Raw genomic sequence first — 15,004 nt, 5'->3', positions numbered from 1 at the left:
GCTGTCACCGGGGGTCATTCTCCAGGACCGCCATCGCGGCGTTGTGCCCGGGCACCCCGCTCACTCCGCCGCCGCGCACCGCTCCGGCACCGCACAGCAGCACGTTCGCGTGGCCGGTCTCCACACCCCAGCGGCCGGTGCCGTCCTCGGCGTAGGGCCAGCTCAGGTCGCGGTGGAAGATGTTGCCGCCGGGCAGGCCGAGGTCCCGCTCCAGGTCGAGCGGTGTCCTGGCCTCGATGCAGGGCCGGCCGTCCGCGTCGGTGGCCAGACAGTCGGCGAGCGGCTCGGCCAGGTGGGCGTCGAGCTGGGCGAGGGTCGACTTCAGCAGCTCCTCGCGTACGGCGTCGTTGTCCCGCTCGAACAGGCGGGCCGGGGTGTGCAGACCGAAGAGGGTGAGGGTCTGGTAGCCCTGCTCGGCGAGATCCGGCCCGAGGATGGTCGGGTCGGTGAGCGAGTGGCAGTAGATCTCGGAGGGCGGCGCCGCGGGCAGGTCACCGGCGGCGGCCTGGGCGTGGGCGGTGGCCAGTTGGCCGTAGCCCTCGGCGATGTGGAAGGTGCCGGCGAACGCCTCGCGCGGGTCGACGGCGCTGTCCCGCAGCGTCGGCAGCCGCTTGAGCAGCATGTTCACCTTCAGCTGGGCGCCCTCGGCGGGAGCCGGGGCTGTGTCGCCGGTCAGTTCCGCCAGGGCCTGCGGGGAGGCGTTCACCAGGACATGGCGGGCGGCGACGGTGCCCTCGGTCTCGGCCGTACGGTAGGTGACCTCGGCCGTACGGCCGTCCGTGGCGATGCGAAGTGCCTCGTGGCCGGTGGCGATGACCGCGCCGGCGGCGCGTGCGGTGTCGGCCAGTGCGTCGGTGAGGGCGCCCATGCCGCCGACCGGGACATCCCAGTCGCCGGTGCCGCCGCCGATCACGTGGTAGAGGAAGCAACGGTTCTGCTTGAGCGAGGGGTCGTGGGCGTCGGCGAACGTGCCGATGAGCGCGTCGGTGAGGACCACGCCGCGCACCAGGTCGTCCGCGAACCGCTCCTCGACGGCGACACCGATCGGCTCTTCGAACAGCGTCCGCCACGCCTGCTCGTCGTCGAGGCGGTCGCGGAGTTCCGCCCGTGTGGGCAGCGGCTCGGTGAGGGTCGGGAAGACCCGCTGGGCCACGCGGCCGGTCATGCCGTAGAACTCCTGCCAGGCCTCGTACTCGCGGTCCGACCCCGTGAGCCGGGCGAAGGCCTCCCTGGTCCGCCGCTCGCCACCGCCGACGAGCAGCCCGGTGGGGCGGCCGTCACGCTCGGCGGGCGTGTAGGAGGAGACGGTGCGGGTCCGGACGCGGAAGTCCAGGCCGAGTTCCCGGACGATCTTCTTCGGCAGCAGGCTGACCAGATACGAGTACCGGGACAACCGGGCGTCGACCCCGGCGAACGGCCGGGTGGACACCGCCGCGCCCCCGGTGTGGTCCAGCCGCTCCAGAACCAGCACGGAGCGGCCGGCCCGGGCCAGGTAGGCGGCGGCGACCAGGCCGTTGTGGCCACCGCCGACGATGACGGCGTCGTACGTCCGGTGTGCGCGGGGTCCCTCGGGTGCGGTCATGGTTCTTCGTAACACGGGGTGATCCGGGTCGGCCACGGGCCGGTAGCGAAAGTGGCTGGTTGCGGCTCTGTGGCCCGTGTTTCCATGCCGGAGTGAACATCGAGAACTCCGGGGTGCCTGATGAGAGTCCGCGCCGTTGGGTCCGGCCGAGGGCTGATGGCGATGTCGAGGAGTGCGTACGGGCCCTCGCGGAGGTCCACGCGTGCGACGGCTATCCGGTGAACTGGCCCGATCAGCCAGGCGAGTGGCTGTCACGCGGTCCGTTGCTGGGTTCCTGGGTCGCCGGACTCGAAGGCGGCCTGGTGGGGCATGTCAGCTTGTCGCATGGCGGCGAAGACGACGTGGCCCCTGCGTTGTGGAGTGAGCGGAACGGGGCGACTCGGCGTATGACCGCCGTGGTCAGCAGGTTGTTCGTTGCCCCGCAGGCGAGGGGACATCGGATCGGTGCACTGCTGATCGGCCAAGCAGTGGAGGAAGCGCGGCGGAGTGGCCTGCACCCGGTGCTCGACGTCGTGGCATCCGACACGGCGGCGGCAGCCCTGTATGAGCGGCTGGGCTGGGAGCTGATGGGCACGGTCGAGCAGGAGTGGAGTCCGGAGCAGACGGTGGCCATCCGCTGCTACGCAGCGCCATCGTGAGGTGGCCGGTCATGGCCACTCCTTGAGGTCGGCCTTGTCCGACCTGGCTGCCCCGTGTGTCACCGCCCGGCCGACGCCCGCTGCTCCCGTAGGGCCGCCACCCGGCGGTAGAGGGCCACGGCTTCGGCGCCGCGGCCCAGTTGCTGCAGGCAGTGCGCCTCGTCGTTGCGGCTGGCGAGGGTGTCGGGGTGGTCGGGGCCGAGGACGCGCTCGCGGGCGGCGGCGACGCGCCGGTACTCGGTGAGCGCGTCGGCCCAGCGGGCCAGCCAGCCCAGGCCGACGGCGACCTCGCGGAGGCTGACCAGGGTGTCCGGATGGTCCGGGCCGAGGACCCGCTCGCGGACGGCGGCGACGTCCCGGGACTCGGCGAGGGCCTCCTCCCAGCGGCCCAGCCGTCCGAGGTTGACGCAGCGGCCGTGGCGGGCGCGCAGGGTCTCGGGATGGGTGGGGCCCTGGACGCGGGTACGGTCCTCGGCCAGGTCGTGGTAGAGGTCGAGGGCCTCCGCGCTGCGGCCGAGGCGGCCCAGGCTGATGCCGATCTCGTGCCGGGCGGCGAGCGTGTCCGGGTGGTCGGCGCCGAGGGCACGGGCACGGGCGCCGGCGACCTCACGGTAGGTCTCCAGGGCTTCGGGCCATCGGCCCAACTGGCCGAGGGCGTAGGCGACTTCGTAGCGGGTGACCAGGGTGTCGGGGTGGTCCGTGCCGAGCACCCGGGCACGGGCGGAGGCCACCTCGCGGGCCATGCGGTAGGAGTCCTCCAGGCGGCCGAGGCGGCTGAGGTTGAAGGCGAGGTTGTGCCGGCAGCGCAGGGTGTCGGGGTGGTCGGGCCCCATCGTGCGCTCCCGGGCGGTGAGCACCGAGGTGTACACCCGGTGGGCGTCGAAGGGACGGCCCAGCTGGCCGAGCGCGTAGGCCATTTCCTGGCGGGCGGCGAGCGTGTCGGGGTGGTCGGCGCCGTGGCTGCGGATCCTGGCCTCGGTGACGTGCTTGTACTCGCGCAGGGCGTCCTGGGCGCGGCCGGTGCGGCTGAGGGTGAAGGCGACCTCGTAGCGGCTGGCGAGGGTGTCGGGGTGGTCGGGGCCGAGGAGGTGCTCGCGTTCGGCGGCGACCGCCCGGTGCACCTCTCCCGCTTCGGCCCAGCGGCCGAGCCGGCCGAGGCTGAGGCCCGCGTTGTGGCGGCCGGCCAGGACGGTCAGGGCGTCCGGGGACGGGGTGGGCCGTTCCTCGGGGACGGGTTCCTCGACGGGGCCGGCGGCGGGCCGGGCGATCCATTCGCCGGAGAGCCCGGCCGCCGGGTCCGGCGGTGCGGTGCGCAGCCCGGCGCCGGCCGCCTTGTGGCCGGTGGTCATGCCCTGGGTCCAGGACGGCAGCCGGCCCGCTCCCGCCAGTGCGTCAGGCGCGGGACGGGCCGCCAGCACGGTCGGGACATACGCCGGCGCCGCCCGGTGCATGCTGATCCGGCGGGCCAGCTCGCGGGCGTCGTCGGGTCTTTGGCCGGGCTCCTTGGCCAGCAGGTCCAGCACCACGCGTTCCAGGTATTCGGGCACTTCGCGGCGGTGTTCGCGCAGCGGCCGGGGCGGGGTGTCGCGGTGGCCGACAAGGATCGCCCAGGGGTCGTCGAGGTCGAACGGCGGTACGCCCGTGGCGATCTCGTAGAGCACGCACCCGAACGAGTACAGGTCGCTGCGCTGGTCGACCTCGGTGCCGCTGATCTGCTCCGGGGACATGTAGTGCGGGGTGCCCATGGCGATGCCGGTGCCGGTCAGCCGGGAGGTGAAGCCGATGTCGTGGCCGAGGCGGGCTATGCCGAAGTCGCAGATCTTCACGGTGCCGTCGCCGAGGCGCACGATGTTGGCGGGTTTCAGGTCGCGGTGGACGATGTTCTGCTCGTGGCAGTACGCCAGCGCGGCGGCGACCTGCTCGGCGATCTCCACGACGTCGGCGACCGGCAGCGGATGCTGCTTGTTGTCCTCCAGGAGCTGGCTGAGGTTGCGGCCGTCCAGCAGTTCCATGACGAGGTAGAGGACGCCGTCCGACTCGCCGAAGTCGTGCACGACGGTGATGCCCCGGTGCTGGAGCGCGGCGGCCACCCGGGCCTCACGCCGGAACCGCTCCCGCAGTACCCGCGTGAAGGCGTGGTCGTGGTTGGGGCCCAGCGGTTTGAGGCACTTGACGGCGACGTGCCGGCCCAGAGACTCGTCCCGTGCCCGCCACACCTCCCCCATGCCGCCGCGCCCGATCAGATCGAGCAGCCGGTATCGGCCGTGGATGAGCCTGGTCTCCCCCATGTCGCGCGACGCTCCCCCCGGTAGCTGTTCGCCCGCTCCTCCCACTGGCCCACTCAGTATGGCGGCCTATCGTCCGAGTTTGTACGGTGCCGGGCGCGCGTCGGGGCCGAGCCTCGCCATGGCGCCCAGGATGTGTTTGGGCGGGAGTCGCCATCGCAGACGTGCGGGGATCCGGCGCAACAGGAGACCGGTGAGGCGCAGTTGCCGGGCGGCGGTGGCGGGTGCGGGGGCCGGTCTGCCGTACAACTCGTGGGCGTACGGAGGCAGAGAGGCGTACGCCAGTTGTGCCACGCGCCGCCGGAGCACCTCCCGCGCCGGTACCAGGAGCGGGTGCGTCGGCGGGTGGAGGAGGCAGTCGTCCACTGCGCGTGCCTCGGGTCCGAGGGCCAGGTCCGGGCGCGCCTTCTCCGGTCGGCCGGTACGGTGCCCGGATCGAGTCCCACCAGGCGGGCGCCTCTGCCGGTGTTCGCCGATGTGACGGTCGGCCTCCGCTTCGGTGAGCCGGAACCCGGACCCGCGCAGCACGTGCGGATACGAGTCGCTCGAACAACAAATCGACACCGCAAGAGCACCCGCAGCACCGTCCAGTCGTTGAGATTTCACCCACCCGGTTAAAGGTTTGGTAAGGCTCCCCTTATAGGCTGACGGCGCCGATCGAGCCCGCACCGGGCCTCAGCGGCATGCCCGGCCTCCCGCACGACAGGACTCGACATGCGCACCACCTCCCGCGGCCTCATAGCGGCACTCGCTCTCACCCCTCTGCTGGCCGGCTGCTTCGCGCCGAGCGGCAGCGGAGACGGCGAGGGCGCCGGAGCGGGATCGGGCGGTCGGCTGCGGGTCGCGCTGGCCGTGCCGCCGGTGCAGGCGCTGTCCCCGTACAGCAACGACGCCACCGTGCTGAGCAAGCTGTCCGTCGCCGAGGGCCTCACCGCCCTCGACAGGAACGGGACGGCCAAGCCCGCGCTGGCGAAGTCCTGGAAGCAGGAGGGCGACACCACCTGGACCTTCGAACTGCGCAAGGCCAGGTTCCAGGACGACACCGAACTCAGCGCCCGGTCCGTCGTCGACGCCCTCGACCACGCGGGCCGGGCCAAGCCCAAGCCCCGCGTGCTGAGCGATGTGGCCCTCACCGCGAAGGCCGAGGACGCCGACACCGTCACGCTCACCACCAAGTCGCCGGACCCGGTGCTGCCGCTGCGCCTGGCCAGCCCCGCACTGGCGATCCTGTCGGCGAAGGCGTACGCGAAGGACGGCGCCGTCAGCCCGGTCGGCACCGGCACCGGCCCGTTCGAGATCACCCGGCTCAGCGGCAAGGCCAAGGCGACCCTCACCCGCTTCGACGGCTACTGGGGCGGCAAGGCGAAGGCGCCGGGCATCGACGTCAGCTGGATCGCGGACGGCACGGCCCGCGCCAACGCCCTGCGCGGCGGCGAGGCCGACATCGCCGAGTGGATCCCCACCGCCCAGGCGAAGCTGCTCGCCGAGGGCACCCGGCACGAAGTGCCCTCCGTGCGCACCGACAGCCTGATCCTCAACACCGGCAGCGGCCTGTTCACCGACGCCGGACTGCGTGCCGCCGCCCGCGGGGCCGTCGACGGCTCCGCTCTGGTCGACTCCGTCTTCGGCGGCTACGCCGACCCCGCCGAGGGTCTGTTCGGACCCGCCGTCCCCTGGGCCGCCGACCGGCGTGTGAAGGTGACCGGCCGCGCCGAGGGCGCGACCACCGCCCAGGTGAAGTCAGAGGCCGACGGCAGGACCCTGCGGCTGGCCACCTACACCAACCGGGCCGAGTTGCCGGAGGCCGCGACCGTGCTCCAGCAGCAGTTGGAGAAGGCCGGGTTCACGGTGAAGCAGGACGTGCGCGAGTACACGCAGATGGAGGCCGACCTGCTCGCGGGCAAGTACGACGCCCTCGTCTTCTCGCGCGTGACGCTGCTCGACACCGGTGACGCGGTCGACTACCTCGCCAGCGACTTCACCAGCGAAGGCGTCTACAACCTCCCCGGCCTGAAGGACGCCGCCGTGGACAAGGCCATCCGGGCCGCAGCCGCCGAGCGCGACACGGAGCGCCGTCAGGAGAAGATCATGAAGGCGGAGGCGGAGATCCTGCGCACGGACGCCGTGCTGCCGCTGGTCCACGAGCAGGCCGTGCAGGGCATCGCGGCCGATGTCGAGGGCGTGATCCTCGACCCGCGCGAGCGCTCCCTCGTCGACGTCGACACGCGCGTCAAGTAGCCCGCATGAGCGTCGCCCACGCCCCGGCCGCCCGCCTGTCCCTCTGGCCGGCGGCGGCCGGCCGTGTGCTCTCCGGAGTCGCGCTGCTCGGGGCGGTGGCTCTGCTGCCGTGGCTGACCGGCGCGGACCCGGCCCGCACGGTGCTGCGCGCCCGCGCCGCCGACCAGAACCCGACACCGGCCGAACTGGCCACCGTACGGGAGCAGTTGGGCCTGGACGAAGGCCCGCTCGCGCATCTCGCCGACTGGGCGGGCGGTCTGCCGTACGGGGACGCGGGCGTCTCGTGGGTGTCCGGAGAAGCCGTCATGCCGCAGGTGGGGGCCGCCCTTTCGGTGTCCCTGACGCTGATGCTGGGCGCGTTCACGGTCACCGCCGTCGTGGCGGCGCTGGTATGCGCCCGCACGGTGTTCCTGGGCTCCCGGCGCCGGCTGCGGCAGGACCGCGCGGGTACGACGGCCGCCGTGCTGGCCGCGCTGCCGAAGTTCCTGCTCGCCTCCGTGCTGGCCACGGTGTGCGGGGTGTGGTGGGGATGGTTCCCGTCCAGTGGCTGGGAGGGGCCGCGGTCGATGGTGCTGCCCTCGCTCGCCCTCGGCATCCCGTCGGGCGCGATGCTGGGCGGACTGCTCGACCAGGCGCTGCCCGCCGCCTTCCACGAACCGTGGGCGCGCACGGCGTACGCCGTGGGCCTCCCGCCCGGCCACATCGCCCGGGGCGCGCTGCGCCGCACCCTGCCGGGCATGCTGCCGCAACTGCTGCCGACCGTCGTCGCCCTGGTCGGCGGTGCGGTCGCCGTGGAGAAGATCTTCAACATCCCCGGGCTCGGCCGACTCGCCCTGGAGGCCGCCGTCGCGCAGGACCTCCCGGTGCTGCAGACGGCGACGCTGGCCCTGGTCCTGCTCGGCGTGAGCGCCGGCGTCCTGATCCGGGCATTGCGCCACGCGCTCCTCGGCCGCCCCCTGCGCGACGGCGCCCTGCCGGCGCTGCACCGGCCGCCACTCGTCCCGTCGCGCTCCCTGCGCTGGATCACCGCGGCCTGCGCGCTGGGGCTGCTCGCCCTGGTCACGGCGGGCCTCCTGCGCGACCCGCTGCAGGTCGACACGACGGCGCGACTGCTGTCCCCCTCCCTCGACCACCCCCTGGGCACCGACGCTCTGGGCCGGGATCTGCTGGCCCGGCTGGGCCACGGGGCGGTGCGCACGGCGGGGGTCGCCCTCGCCGTGACCACGCTCAGCGCCGTCACCGGACTCCTGCTGGGCATGGCCCCGCGGGCGAGCGCCGGTCCGACGGAGGTCGTGTCGACGCTGCCCGCCGTCCTCGCGGGACTGCTGATCGCGGGCGTGACCGGACCGTCGGTGTGGGGCGCGGCCTGCGCGGTCTGCGCGGTCGGCTGGAGCCCCTACGCCGCCCAGACCGCCGCCCTGCTCGAACAGGAACGCGCGAGCGGTCACATCGCCGCGTCCGTCGCACTCGGGGCCGGGCGGACACACCTGCTGCGCCGCCACCTGCTCCCCGCGGTGGTACCGGCCCTTCTGCGCAACGCCCTGCTCCGGCTGCCCACCACCGTCCTGGTCCTCGCCTCACTCGGCTTCCTCGGCCTCGGCGAACAGCCGCCCACCCCCGAGTGGGGCCGCCTCCTGTCGGAGAACCAGCCCTACGCCGAACTGGCCCCCTGGACCGTGCTGGGTCCGGCCGCCGCCCTGGTGGTGCTCTCCGTACTGGCGGTGACGGGCAGCGCGGTGGGGCGAGGAAGGACGGGGACGAGGGGCGTCAGCGGGTGAAGACCCGGCATCAGCCCATTCCTGGCTCTGCCCTGCCCGCCGGTGTCAGGCGGTGACCCAGTACGTACGTGTGTTGGTGAACTCCCGGATGCCGGCGGCGGCCAGCTCGCGGCCGTAGCCGCTGCGCTTGGCGCCGCCGAAAGGCAGACGGGGGTCGGACGCGACGATCGCGTTGACGAAGGCGGCTCCGCTGGTGATACGGCGGGCCAGGGCAACGCCACGGCCCGGTTCGGCCGTCCAGATGCTCAGCCCGAGTCCGAACGCGGTGGCGTTCGCAAGCCGTACGGCGTCCTCGTCGTCCCGGGCGACGGTGAGGGCGGCGAGCGGGCCGAAGGTCTCCTCGTCGAAGGCGGGCATGCCGGGGCCGGTTTCCGCCAGGACGGTCGGCTGGTAGAAGTACCCGTCGCCGGGCAAGGACTTGCCTCCGGTGAGGAGACGGGCCCCGGCGGCGACGGAGTCCTCGACCTGCCGCTGGATCGCCGCTCGCAGGTCGTCGCGGGCGAGCGGGCCGACCTGGGTCTCCCGGTCGCGCGGATCGCCGACGCGCAGGGCTTCGACGCCGGACACGAAAGCGGCGGTGAAGGCGTCCGCCACGGAGGCGCTGACAATGAACCGCTTGGCGCAGACGCAGCTTTGGCCCGAGTTGGTGAAGCGCGCCCGCACCGCCGCCGCGGCGGCTGCCTCGACATCGGCGTCGTCGAGGACCACGAAGGCGTCCGAACCGCCCAGCTCCAGTACGGACTTCTTTGCCGCGCGTCCGGCCGCCGATCCGACGGCCGCGCCCGCCCGGTTGCTTCCGGTGAGGGTGACCGCGGCGACGCGGTCGTCCTCGATGAGCCGGGCCGTCACGTCCGGTACGTCCGAATCCGCGATGACCAGGGTGGTCACCAGGTGCTCGGGGAAGCCCGCCTCGACGAAGAGGTCCTGAAGCGCCAGGGCGCTGCCGGTGACGTTGGCGGCGTGCTTGAGCAGGACGCCGTTGCCCGCCACCAGGGAGGGGACGGCGAAGCGCATGACCTGCCAGACGGGGAAGTTCCACGGCATGACGGCCAGGACGAGGCCGGCGGGTTCGTATGCCACCCAGGCCTCCGCTCCGTCGACCTCGACGTGCTCGTCGGCGAGTATGCCGGGTCCCTGCCGGGCGTAGTACTCGGCCGTGACGGCCGACTTCTCCACCTCGCCCTCGGCCTCCCGCACCGGCTTGCCCATCTCGGCGACGGCCAGGGAAGCGAGGTGGTCCGTGTGCTCGCGCAGAGTGCGGGCGAGACGGGCGGCGCGGGCGGCTCGCTCGGGCACCGGGACCAGTGCCCAGGCGCGGCTCGCGGTGTGCGCCCGCTCCACGGCGGCCTCGATGCGGCCCGCGTCCCAGCCCTCGTATGTGGTTGTCCGCTCGCCGGTAGCGGGGTTGATGATCCGGATGGTGGCGCTCATGAGGTGGGGGCCCCTCCCTTGTCACTCGCGGAGAGGTGCTCGAAGGTCTCGCCGGTCGCGGTGATGGTGCGGGTGACGTCCCGGCCGCCGTACACCCAGTAGATCCGCATGACGCCGTCGCTCCGGTTGAGGAACCGGTGCGGGACGCCCGCCGGGACCCAGGTCGCCTGGCCGGTCTCGAGGTCGAAGAACTCGCCGTCGATCTCGGCGGTGGCCTCGCCTTCGAGGATCAGGACCGACTCCTCGACGTTGTGGCTGTGCAAGGGCAGGCCGGTACCCGGCTGGAAGACGGTCTGCCCGGTGGTGATGACCGCCTTCTCGGAGTTCCACTTGCCGACGTAGGGGACGGTGGCGACGCCGCCGCCGCGGTCGAAGCGTTCGACCTCGTCGGGGTGGATGAGCAGGTTCGGTGCGGCGGGTTCGGTGCACATGCGGCGGCTCCGTTCGAGAGGTCAGGAGTGGTGGAAGAGGCGGCGGGAGAGCGTGTTGACCTGGCTGCCGGGGACGACGTACTTCGCCGCGGCCTCGCGCCAGACCTTGAAGTGGGGTGCGGTGCGGTGGGCTTCGACGGCGGCCTCGTCGTCGTAGATCTCGTGGAAGACGAAGTGGTGGTCGTCCGCCAGGTCGCACACGACGTCGAAGTAGCGGCAGCCCACCTCGTCGGTGAAGGAACGCTCGGCGTTCTCCTCGATGGCCTTGAGGAAGTCGTCACGGCAGCCGGGGGCGACCTGGAGGGACACGGTCAGCGCGATCATGTGGACAACTCCTGCGGAGTGACGGGGGTGGGCAGGGCTACGGCGGTGGCTTCGGCGATACGACCGAGGGAGGCCCAGGTGTCGTCGACGAGCGTGATGCCCTCGGTGCGCAGGCGTTCAGCGGTGCGGACCTCCGGCTCGCCGGGGACGAAGACCTCGGCCGTGTCCGGAGCGGTGGGGGTGGACTTGGTCTCCTCGATCAGGGCCTCCATCCGGCGCTCGAAGTCGGCCGGGTCGGCCATCGACCGGATGTCGACGCAGATCAGCAGATGACCGACGCCGCTGCGGCCGGTGGGCTGGTAGGGGCCGACCACGGACGAGCCGAAGGCGCTGCCGGTCAGCACGCCCGCCAGGACGTCGAACATGAACGAGATGGCGTAGCCCTTGTGGCCGGCCATCGGCAGGATCAGGCCCTCGATGGCGCGGCGCGGGTCGGTGGTCGGCACGGCGTCCGCGTCGGCGGCCCAGCCCTCGGGAATCGGCTCGCCGCGCTCCTTGGCGTGGTAGATCTTGCCCCGTGCGACGGCGGTGTTGGCGATGTCCATCACGACCGTGCCGTAGCGGCCGCCGGGCGCGGCGATCGACCACGGGTTGGTGCCGACCCGCTTCTCCTTCCCGCCCCACGGTGCCATCGCCGGGCTGGCGTTGGTGGCCAGCAGCGCCACACAGCTCTCCGCCGCGGCCCTGCGGGTGAAGTACGCGGCCGTCCCGAAGTGCCCGGAGTCGCGCACCGCGACCGCGCTGATCCCATGGTGCCGGGCTCGCTCCACGCCCCACGTGACCGCGCGGTCGGTGAGGATCTGGCCGAGACCGTCGTGGCCGTCCACGACGAGGACGGCGCCGTTGTCGCTCACCACCTCAGGGGTGGCGATCGCGGCGGTCGCGCCACTTTCGATACGGCTGAGATACCACGGCAGGCGCAGCATCCCGTGCGACGGATGCCCCCACAGCTCGGCGGTCACCAGCGTGTCAGCGAGCAGCCGGGCGTCCGCGGGCGGAACGCCGTGGGCTTCGGTGGCGGTGGCGGCGAACCCCAGCAGGTCGGCGGCGCCGACGGTATGCGGCATGGGACGGCCCCTCATGTCGAGATGATGTATCCACTCCTGTATACAGCAATGGATCCATGGATCGAAGCCCGAGGGGGTGCGGGCGTAGTAGGACAGTTCCTTGTCATTGGTGTGCTGACCCACGGACAGGGCCATGTCGAAGCCGAGTTGGTGCACGCGCTCGTAGCTGCGGGCGAGGTCGTCGAGGCTTTCGGCCTGGACGGGTGGACGCCTCACTCGCGGGTCAGGGCGCGGGGGCGGGCAACTGCCCGCTGGAGGCGTTCATCGCCGTCGCCGACCTCATGGGCTGGGACCACGCCTGCGACCTGTTCCCCCTCATGGACGCCGCCGACGACCTTGTCCGCCCTCGGCAGGACCGTGAGGTCCGGGTGGACCGCGAGACCCTCAGCCTGGGCTACGCGGGCGTCTACGCCAGCTTCCTGCGCCACGCCGAGACCGCGGCCGCCCGTCACGGCCTGGACACCCGCAGCATCCTGGCCGAGGTCGGACGACGCCGCATGGTCGGCGGCCAGGAAGACATGATCACCGACGTCGCCCTGGACCTGGTGGCTCAGGCGGAGGTGACGTCCTGATCCCGGACAGCGCCATCAATACGGACGTCGACGCAGACCTGTCCTGCGGATCCCTCACTGCTCAGCCATGAGGCTGGACTGCTGCGCAAGCTTCTTGTGGCAGGTCAGGGCGGTCCCCATGGCCAGGCCTCGGCTCTGCCAGTCGTCGCGGACCACGTAAGGGATCTTGAGAGCGCGAGCAGCCCATGGCAGGCTCACGCCGCATGATCGATGAATTCGCGAAAGACAACCTGCACGGGAGGCTGCGGCGGGACCGCGAGGCCCTGCTCTGGAAACTCGACGGCTTGTCCGAATACGACGCCCGCCGGCCTCTGACAGCGACCGGGACCAACCTCCTCGGCCTGGTCAAACACGTGGCCACCGTCGAGGCCAGGTACTTCGGCGAGGTCTTCGACCGCCCTTCCCCGGAACCGCTGCCCCGGTGGCAGGACTCCGACGGCAGCGATCTGTGGGCGGGCGAGGACGAGACCCGCGATCAGATCCTCGGGTTCTACCGGCGCACGTGGGAGCACTCGGACGCGACGATCAACGAGCTTCCCCTCGACGCCCCCGGCCACGTGCCGTGGTGGCCGGAGCCTTATCTCAACACGAACCTGTTCGCCATCATGGTCCATGTCCTCGGCGAGACCAACCGGCATGCCGGGCACGCCGACATCCTGCGCGAGGGCCTCGACGGCCGGACCGGGGTGCGCGCCGAGAACGAGAAGCAGATCGACGAGGAAGCCCGCGCAGCCCACCGCGCGAAGATCGAGCAGGCCGCCAGGTCGGCCGCACCGATCAAGACTTAGAGGTCTGGTGCTCTCGCCGGTGAGCGTGCTCATCTCAACGCGACTTTCCTGCGGCTGCCGAAGATCCTGGACAGGCGCGAGTCACTGCCCCAGGACCGTCAGGTGCACCTCGACCTGGCCGGGCTTCACCACAGTCTGGTCACTCGGCCGCCCCCTGCGGGACAGTCGTACCTCTTCGAGGTCGAGCTGCCGCTGTACGTGCCGCAGCACGGTGTCGTCGATCTCCCGCTCGTCCCGCAGGCGGAGGACGGCGGCGCGTTTGCGGGCCAGCAGTGCCAGGCGGATGGCGGTGTAGTGCCGGTCGTGGCGGAGCACCTGCTCGTCGTCGGTCTCGCCACCGCCGGCACGCAGCACCTGGAGGTGCGTTTCGTACTCCTGCCGCATGCGTTCCACGACTTCGGGATCGGTGCCGAAGTCGGCCGCGACTTCGGGGAGGCTCTTGAGTGCCTCCTCGGTCGCCGTCGTCTCGGCGAGGAACCGCTCCTCCTCCACCGAGGTGTCGCGGGGCAGGCGGGCCCAGCGCACCACGGCCGGCAGCAGGAGACCTTGCACCACCAGTGTGGTCACGATGACGCCGGAGGTGACGAACACGATGGTGTCGCGGTCCGGGAACGGTGCGCCGGAGTCCAGTGCCGTCGGCACCGACAGGGCGACGGCCAGGGACACGGCGCCGCGGAACCCGGACATGGCGCTGACCACTCGATGCCGGTAGGTCATGCGGCGCAGCCGCTGCTGTGGGCGGCGGTCGAGCAGGCGGATCAGGTAGGGGACGGTGAAGAGGAAGACGAAGCGGGTGCCGACGACCACCGCCGAGACCGCTGCGACGGCGATCACGGCGGAGGTCAGATCGGTGCCGTCAAGGTCTCGCGCGGCCGACTGGGCTTCCAGGCCCACCAGGACGAACAGGGAACCGTTGAGCAGGAAGGTCGCCAGAGACCAGAACTCCTCGGCCTGACGGCGCGTCTCGGCCCGCACCAGGCGCGGGCCCGCCTGGCTCATGACGAGCCCGGCGATCACCACCGCCAGCACTCCGGAAGCATGGACGAGTTCGGCCAGGAGGAACGCGGCGAAGGGGGTGAGGATGGTGGCGACGTTGCCCAGCCGGGGATCGTCGAGGAGCCCCCGGGCCCGGATCGCCAGCCAGGCGGTCACCAACCCCGCGGCGGCGCCGCCCAGGTAGGAGACCAGGAACAGCCGGCTGACGTGGGGGAAGGTGAAGTGTTCCTCACCGACTGTGATGCCGACGGCGAGGCCGTAGAGGACCAGCGCCGTGCCGTCGTTGATCAGGCTCTCGGCACGCAGCAGCGTCACGTTCCGCCGCGGCAGCGCCTTCGCGAGCACCCCGACCGCGGTGGCGTCCGTCGGGGCGACGGCCGCGCCCAGGACCCAGGCCGGTCCCCAGCCCAGCCCCAGACCGTGCGCGACCGTGGCGACCGCCCCGGCCGTTCCGATCACCAGTGCGGTACTCAGCAACACGATGCCGCGCAGATCCCGTCGGATCTCGCGCAACGAGGTGGTCACGCTCTCCCAGTACAGCAGCACCGGCAGGAAGAGCAGCAGGACGACCTCGGGCGGCAGTTGGACCTCCCGCAGGGCGGGGACGAATCCCAGCACCGCGCCCATGACGAGCAACAGCACGGGCGGCGCGACCCGCAGGCGGTGTCCGACGCGCTCGCCCAGCAGGATGGCGACGCCCAGGACGACGACGAGTTCGAGACCGATCACGTTGTTTCTCCCGAAGGGGTCAGGAATCGAGGTCGTCGGCGAAGTGACGGAAACCGCGCCGGTCCTGGTGCGGGTTCGACGGCACCAGGGATGATCAACTGCGCGACGTGGAGGCCCAGGGGGCACCCCGTACGAGGGCTTCGGG

General features: G+C 72.2%; 11 protein-coding genes and 3 pseudogenes. 5 read left to right on the top strand and 9 right to left on the bottom strand.

Annotated elements, in window-relative coordinates; all coding sequences use genetic code 11:
• Positions 1 to 4 precede the first annotated feature (4 nt).
• Positions 5 to 1,582 carry a phytoene desaturase family protein gene (locus ACZ6I3_RS14790; RefSeq protein WP_469414735.1) on the bottom strand — a complete coding sequence of 526 codons (1,578 nt, stop codon included), beginning with the start codon at positions 1,580 to 1,582 and terminating at the stop codon, positions 5 to 7.
• A 92-nt stretch (positions 1,583 to 1,674) separates the two neighbouring features.
• On the opposite strand from ACZ6I3_RS14790, the gene ACZ6I3_RS14785 reads away from it, so the two are divergent.
• Complete coding sequence (locus ACZ6I3_RS14785) at positions 1,675 to 2,220, top strand: GNAT family N-acetyltransferase (protein ID WP_469414733.1); 546 nt, start codon at positions 1,675 to 1,677, stop codon at positions 2,218 to 2,220.
• A gap of 59 nt (positions 2,221 to 2,279) precedes the next feature.
• Here ACZ6I3_RS14785 and ACZ6I3_RS14780 read toward each other — a convergent pair whose 3' ends face one another.
• Both ACZ6I3_RS14780 and ACZ6I3_RS14775 read right to left on the bottom strand, forming a co-directional pair.
• A complete protein-coding gene (locus tag ACZ6I3_RS14780) occupies positions 2,280 to 4,508 on the bottom strand; it encodes a serine/threonine-protein kinase (protein ID WP_469414731.1) in 2,229 nt (742 codons plus the stop codon).
• Between the two features lie 66 nt (positions 4,509 to 4,574).
• Positions 4,575 to 5,060, bottom strand: a pseudogene (locus ACZ6I3_RS14775) (oxygenase MpaB family protein); the annotation flags it as partial.
• A gap of 159 nt (positions 5,061 to 5,219) precedes the next feature.
• Here ACZ6I3_RS14775 and ACZ6I3_RS14770 point away from each other — a divergent pair.
• Positions 5,220 to 6,743, top strand: a complete 1,524-nt coding sequence (locus tag ACZ6I3_RS14770; protein ID WP_469414730.1) for an ABC transporter substrate-binding protein — start codon at positions 5,220 to 5,222, stop codon at positions 6,741 to 6,743.
• 5 nt (positions 6,744 to 6,748) lie between these two features.
• Positions 6,749 to 8,521 (top strand): ABC transporter permease subunit, encoded by a 1,773-nt coding sequence (locus ACZ6I3_RS14765; RefSeq protein WP_469414728.1) that lies wholly within the window; start codon positions 6,749 to 6,751, stop codon positions 8,519 to 8,521.
• 45 nt (positions 8,522 to 8,566) lie between these two features.
• Here the strand turns inward: ACZ6I3_RS14765 and ACZ6I3_RS14760 are convergent, their stop codons facing one another.
• From ACZ6I3_RS14760 to ACZ6I3_RS14740, 5 genes and pseudogenes are all read right to left on the bottom strand, one after another.
• Positions 8,567 to 9,952, bottom strand: coding sequence for an aldehyde dehydrogenase family protein (locus ACZ6I3_RS14760; protein WP_469414726.1), 1,386 nt, complete (start codon positions 9,950 to 9,952; stop codon positions 8,567 to 8,569).
• Positions 9,949 to 10,383 carry a cupin domain-containing protein gene (locus ACZ6I3_RS14755; protein ID WP_469414724.1) on the bottom strand — a complete coding sequence of 145 codons (435 nt, stop codon included), beginning with the start codon at positions 10,381 to 10,383 and terminating at the stop codon, positions 9,949 to 9,951. The genes ACZ6I3_RS14760 and ACZ6I3_RS14755 overlap by 4 nt, the downstream gene beginning before the upstream one ends.
• Positions 10,384 to 10,404: 21 nt before the next feature.
• Positions 10,405 to 10,707 carry a putative quinol monooxygenase gene (locus ACZ6I3_RS14750; protein ID WP_469414722.1) on the bottom strand — a complete coding sequence of 101 codons (303 nt, stop codon included), beginning with the start codon at positions 10,705 to 10,707 and terminating at the stop codon, positions 10,405 to 10,407.
• Positions 10,704 to 11,774 carry an Ldh family oxidoreductase gene (locus tag ACZ6I3_RS14745; protein ID WP_469415027.1) on the bottom strand — a complete coding sequence of 357 codons (1,071 nt, stop codon included), beginning with the start codon at positions 11,772 to 11,774 and terminating at the stop codon, positions 10,704 to 10,706. The genes ACZ6I3_RS14750 and ACZ6I3_RS14745 overlap by 4 nt, the downstream gene beginning before the upstream one ends.
• 60 nt (positions 11,775 to 11,834) lie before the next feature.
• A pseudogene (locus tag ACZ6I3_RS14740) lies at positions 11,835 to 11,972 on the bottom strand (VOC family protein); the annotation flags it as partial.
• Positions 11,973 to 11,974: 2 nt separating this feature from the next.
• Here ACZ6I3_RS14740 and ACZ6I3_RS14735 point away from each other — a divergent pair.
• Both ACZ6I3_RS14735 and ACZ6I3_RS14730 read left to right on the top strand, forming a co-directional pair.
• Positions 11,975 to 12,346 (top strand): annotated as a pseudogene (locus tag ACZ6I3_RS14735) (4-hydroxy-2-oxovalerate aldolase); the annotation flags it as partial.
• Between the two features lie 203 nt (positions 12,347 to 12,549).
• Entirely contained in the window at positions 12,550 to 13,134 is a 585-nt protein-coding gene (locus ACZ6I3_RS14730) for a DinB family protein (protein WP_469414720.1), read from the top strand.
• Between the two features lie 81 nt (positions 13,135 to 13,215).
• Here the strand turns inward: ACZ6I3_RS14730 and ACZ6I3_RS14725 are convergent, their stop codons facing one another.
• Positions 13,216 to 14,859, bottom strand: a complete 1,644-nt coding sequence (locus tag ACZ6I3_RS14725; protein WP_469414719.1) for a Na+/H+ antiporter — start codon at positions 14,857 to 14,859, stop codon at positions 13,216 to 13,218.
• Between the last annotated feature and the right edge of the window lie 145 nt (positions 14,860 to 15,004).

The sequence above is a fragment of the Streptomyces sp. NPDC041940 genome, assembly GCF_055589465.1.
Note: the sequence above shows the minus strand (reverse complement) of the source record. Positions and strands in the feature narration are given on the sequence as shown.